This window comes from Nonomuraea maheshkhaliensis (assembly GCF_039529435.1).
In the GTDB taxonomy this organism is placed as follows: domain Bacteria; phylum Actinomycetota; class Actinomycetes; order Streptosporangiales; family Streptosporangiaceae; genus Nonomuraea; species Nonomuraea maheshkhaliensis.
This window is the reverse complement of the sequence record NZ_BAAAMU010000262.1, coordinates 1-4,157: the sequence shown is the minus strand read 5'-3', so window position 1 is coordinate 4,157 and position 4,157 is coordinate 1. Positions and strand designations below refer to the sequence as shown.

General features: G+C 68.1%; 4 protein-coding genes and 1 pseudogene. 3 read left to right on the top strand and 2 right to left on the bottom strand.

Annotated elements, in window-relative coordinates:
- Both ABFX54_RS56025 and ABFX54_RS56020 read left to right on the top strand, forming a co-directional pair.
- Nucleotides 1-407: COG3415 family protein (locus ABFX54_RS56025; RefSeq protein ID WP_346115510.1), on the top strand; the 407-nt coding region annotated here is incomplete at its 5' end.
- Complete coding sequence (locus tag ABFX54_RS56020; protein WP_346115509.1) at nt 398-1,495, top strand: integrase core domain-containing protein; 1,098 nt, start codon at nt 398-400, stop codon at nt 1,493-1,495. The genes ABFX54_RS56025 and ABFX54_RS56020, both read left to right, overlap by 10 nt.
- Nucleotides 1,496-1,540: 45 nt before the next feature.
- On the opposite strand, the pseudogene ABFX54_RS56015 reads toward ABFX54_RS56020, so the two are convergent.
- Nucleotides 1,541-1,870 (bottom strand): annotated as a pseudogene (locus ABFX54_RS56015) (transposase); the annotation flags it as partial.
- 280 nt (nt 1,871-2,150) lie between these two features.
- Between ABFX54_RS56015 and ABFX54_RS56010 the strand changes: the two are divergent.
- Entirely contained in the window at nt 2,151-2,999 is an 849-nt protein-coding gene (locus ABFX54_RS56010; RefSeq protein WP_346115508.1) for a hypothetical protein, read from the top strand.
- Nucleotides 3,000-3,188: 189 nt separating this feature from the next.
- Here the strand turns inward: ABFX54_RS56010 and ABFX54_RS56005 are convergent.
- Nucleotides 3,189-4,157, bottom strand: a 969-nt coding sequence (locus ABFX54_RS56005) for a C40 family peptidase (protein ID WP_346115507.1), incomplete at its 5' end; no start/stop codon positions are given.

The following is a 4,157-nucleotide window of genomic DNA, read 5'->3' as shown; positions in this document are numbered from 1 at the left end:
CCGCGGGTAGTTTGATCATTCCGTGGAAGAGGTTGGAGCAGGTGGCAGGACCACAGAAGGAGCCCAGGCCGTCCCAGGCGCAGGCGAGCCAGGCGGGTAAGCGTGCGCGGCTGGCGCCGTCGATGAAGTACCAGGTGTTCGTCGAGGTGCTGACCGGGCAGTCGACCCAGGGCCAGGCTGCTGAGAAGTACGGCGTGAACCGGATGACGGTCAACGCGATCTGCAAGACCGCCAAGCAGGGCGCCTTGGACGCGCTGGCCGGGACCTCCGCCGTCGGGCGGCCGGGCAAGAGCCCGGAAGCCGTGGAGCTGGAGGCGGCCCGCAGGGAGATCGAGCGGCTGCGCGCGACCGTGACCGAGCAGGCCATCGCCTTGCACCTGCACCAGGGAAAATCGCCTTGGGACTGACAGCCGGCGTGGTCCCGCCGCGAGTCGACGCGAGCGTCAAGGCCGGCCTGCTGGAGCTGGTCGGCTTCGCGGCCCGGCAGGGTGGCTGGTCGACGCGGCGGGCGGCGGCCACGCTGGGGCTGGATCACGTGCGGGTGCTGCGCTGGCAGGCTCGTGCCGTGCTCGGCCGCCTGGACGATGCCAAGCCCGGTCCTGAGGTCGCGCTGCATGCGCTGCTGCCGTGGGAGCGCGAGGCGATCGTCAAGATCGCCGAGGAGTGGCTGGAGATCGACCGCTCGCACCGCAAGCTGGCTCACCGCGGCTCCCGGCCGGAGGCCTTCTACGCCTCGGAGTCGACGGTGCTGCGGGTGTTGCAGGCGGCCGGGATCACGGTCGTCGAACGGCCTCGTCGTGAGCGTCGGCCGCGCCGGGAGCTGCCCGGCTGGGCCGAGCTGGTGCCAGGCGTCATCACGATCTACGACTTCACCCATTTCCGTGGCCTGCCGCGCTGGTGCGTGATCGCGGTGATGGACGTGGTGTCGCGATACTGGCTGTCCACCGTGGTCTCGCCGGAGGAGACCTCCATCCAGGTCGAGGTGGCCTACACCCAGGCCCTACGGGGGCTCGGCAAGGCCCATCTGCTCGATGACGAGGCGTTCCTGGCTGAGCTGCGCGGCGGGCAGGTTCCCGACCACGACGCCTTCCCGGTGCTGCTCGCCCTGTCGGACAACGGGCCGCAGATGACCTCCTCAGCCACGAGGGTGTTCATGGCCGGCGCGCGCATCGCCCAGCACTTCGGCCGGCCCGGCACCCCGAATGACCAGGCCTGGATCGAGTCGCTGTTCGGCCATGTCAAGGACGAGCACCCGCACCTGGACAAGATCACCGATCCGGGTGAGCTGGAGGCCGAACTGGGCGCGATCCGCACGTTCTACAACGAGGTGCGACTGCACGAGGGCATCGGCTACGTCACACCCGACGATGAGCACCGCGGCCGCGGCGAGGCGATCCGCGCCGCCCGCCACGCCGGACTGAGGACCGCCCACGAGGCCCGGGTTGCGACCCGCCGCTGCTACGTCAAGATCCCCCATAACCCCTCTCGCGGCTGATGGGTATTTCCAGCCCGATCTGGTGCATTTTCTCTGACACGCCTCGGAGGAATCCACCGCCGCTCGGGAGAAGTCCAGCGCGTCGGCGGCGCGTAACCGGTCCAGCAGCACCTCGTGCAGCCGCTGCCACACGCCAGAGGCGTTCCATTCGGCCAGGCGCCGCCAGCACGTCATGCCCGAGCCGTAGCCCAGTTCTTGCGGCAGGTGCTCCCAAGCGATCCCCGTATGCAGCACGAACAAGATGCCCTGCAACGCCAGTCGGTCATCGAGCCGCTTACGTCCCGGATGCCGGAAGCGCCGCTGACGCTGAGGCAGCAATGGCTCGATCACCGCCCACAACTGATCGCTGACCTCCCACGGCTTCCGCTTGGCCACCCCGGCTCCTCTCCCTCGGCTACAGCGAGAGATCAAAGCACAGCAGAGATCATTCTGTTAGGACCTCTTAGGCACCCGCCGGTGGACCTGCATACCATCGTGCGCCGGGACCTGGTCTTCATCCACGGCCAGGTCGAACTCGCCAACGGGCAGCTGCATGGGTCTGGCCCCCAGTGGGGCGGGTCGTGCGGGTGGTGGTCGCCAATGCCGTCCGGTGTTCGACGTGGACGCTGAAGCCCAGGGCTTGACGTTCATGCCCGATCATGGTCCATGATCGGGTATGAACGCCTTAATCCGGGCGGCCCTGGTGGGGGCCGTGATCGGGATCGGGGAAGCCGCCCTGGCGCAAGTAGTGGATGACAACATCCTCGTGTTCCTGGTGATGCTGGCCTTGCCCTTGCCTGCGGGCATGCTGCTGACTCTCTGGGGCAGGCTGCCCTTGTGGTGGCTGATCTCGATCCTGGGACCGGTCTTCGTCGTCATGGGCTTCATCGCGGCTCCGGTCCCGCCCGCCGACATCGCGGAGATGGGCGGGTGGAGCAGCCTTGTGGCCTTCATGGGGATAGGAGCGGCCGGCTACCTGTTCGCCGGGGCCACGGCGCTGCCGCTGAGCATGGTGACGCGCCTGGCCACCATCGGGACGGTCCTCGTCCTCGGCATCGCCGTCGTCCTCGGAGAGAAACCCCTCTCGGCGCTGGTCGCCGCGCAGACGATGGCGCGTGGACACGTGCCTGTCATCGCCGCCGACCAGCCGGACTACCGTCTCGACTCCGTCAACGTGCAGGAAGGGATCCTCTTCCTCGACTACGAGCGCCGGCGCGATGGTCTGGAGGTGGCCGTCACCGTCCAGGCACCCTATGGGCTGACGGCCGGACAGGCTGCTTGCGGCTCCGGGGTGCGGGGCGCGTGCGAGGAAGTAGTCCCGGGAATCTGGGGCGATCACGTGGACCTGGGCTCGACGATGGTCACCGTGCGGGGGAACGCGTTCGTGGAGGTGACGGGCGAGCTGGCGACGAAGGACGACCTGCTCCCGGTGCTGCGGAACATGCGCCCGATGAACGCGTGGGAGCTGGCCTGGCTGGCGCTGAAGGACAGCTCCTACGACCAGGGGATGATCCTCGCGGAGTGAGGGGTCCGGGGGCGTCCCGCGTCGGCGGTGTCGTAGGACAGCAGGACGGTCCGGGCGGCGGGTTCGACGACCGCCGTGCCGAGGTCGTCCCCGGGCGAAGGCCCTGATCAAGTCGAAGGACTCCCAGAGCGCGATGACCTACAGCTCGACGTGTACGTCCGTCTGCCTGATCACGCTTTGCTACCGACATTAGTGTCGCGGACCGCTGACACTCTCCTGTCGTTCGACACGACGCTCGGCGGTGTGGGCGGCCGGGCGGGTGAAGCTGATCAGGTCTTCGCGGTGGTAGCTGTCGATACGGACGACGGTACGGCGGTTGGGGGCGTGGATCATCTGGCCGTTGCCGATGACGATGCCGACATGTCCGGGGCCGTCGGGTTCCATGCGGAAGAAGGCGAGGTCGCCGGGCTGTTCTTGTCCGGCCGGGATGGGCGGGCTGTGCCGCCATTGGTCGGCGGCGACGCGGGGGATGGCGATTCCGGCTGCTTGGTAGGCGCGCATGGTCAACCCGGAGCAGTCGAAGGTGGCCGGTCCTTCGGCTCCCCACTCGTACGGTTTGCCGAGTTGTGCATGCGCGTACGCGAGTACGGCGGCGATGCGCTCGCCTGGGATGAGCGGGACGCAGGCTTCTGTCAGGGTGTCGACCGTTTGCTGGGCGAGGGGTTCCCATGGGGCGGAGGCGTCGGGGTGGGCGGAGCGCTGGACGGATTGCGCAGCCTGGGTGGGTGGGAGTCGTTCCCAGCGGGGCACCTTGCTCAGGCGCTGGTAGAAGGTGCTGGTGGCGTGGTGAGGGTCGAGGATCTGCTCGCGGGTTCCCCAGCCTTGTGAGGGGCGTTGCTGGAACAGCCCTAGTGAATCGAGGTGTCCGAAGCGGAGGTTACGCAGCTTCGACTCCTGCATAGCGGTGGCGATGGCGATCACTGCCGCTCGCGCGGGCAAGCCGCGTTCGATGGCTATCTGGACGATGAGCGCTGCATGGGTCTGCTGCTCGATGTCCAAGGTCACAGTGGATCCCGGGGCCGTGACCATGTCGTCCTTCGAGCTGCTTGGCTTGATCGCACACGCGCTGACGGCGGGCATGGGCGAGCCGGTCAGAACGCTGGGGTCGCGTCCGAGGTGCGGTGTAAAAGTGAACGAGCGTAGGTTGCCGTGCTGAAC

Excerpts from the sequence above, each read along its gene's own strand:
- ABFX54_RS56010 (WP_346115508.1), top strand. The coding sequence starts at position 2,151 with ATGAACGCCTTAATCCGGGCGGCCCTGGTGGGGGCCGTGATCGGGATC.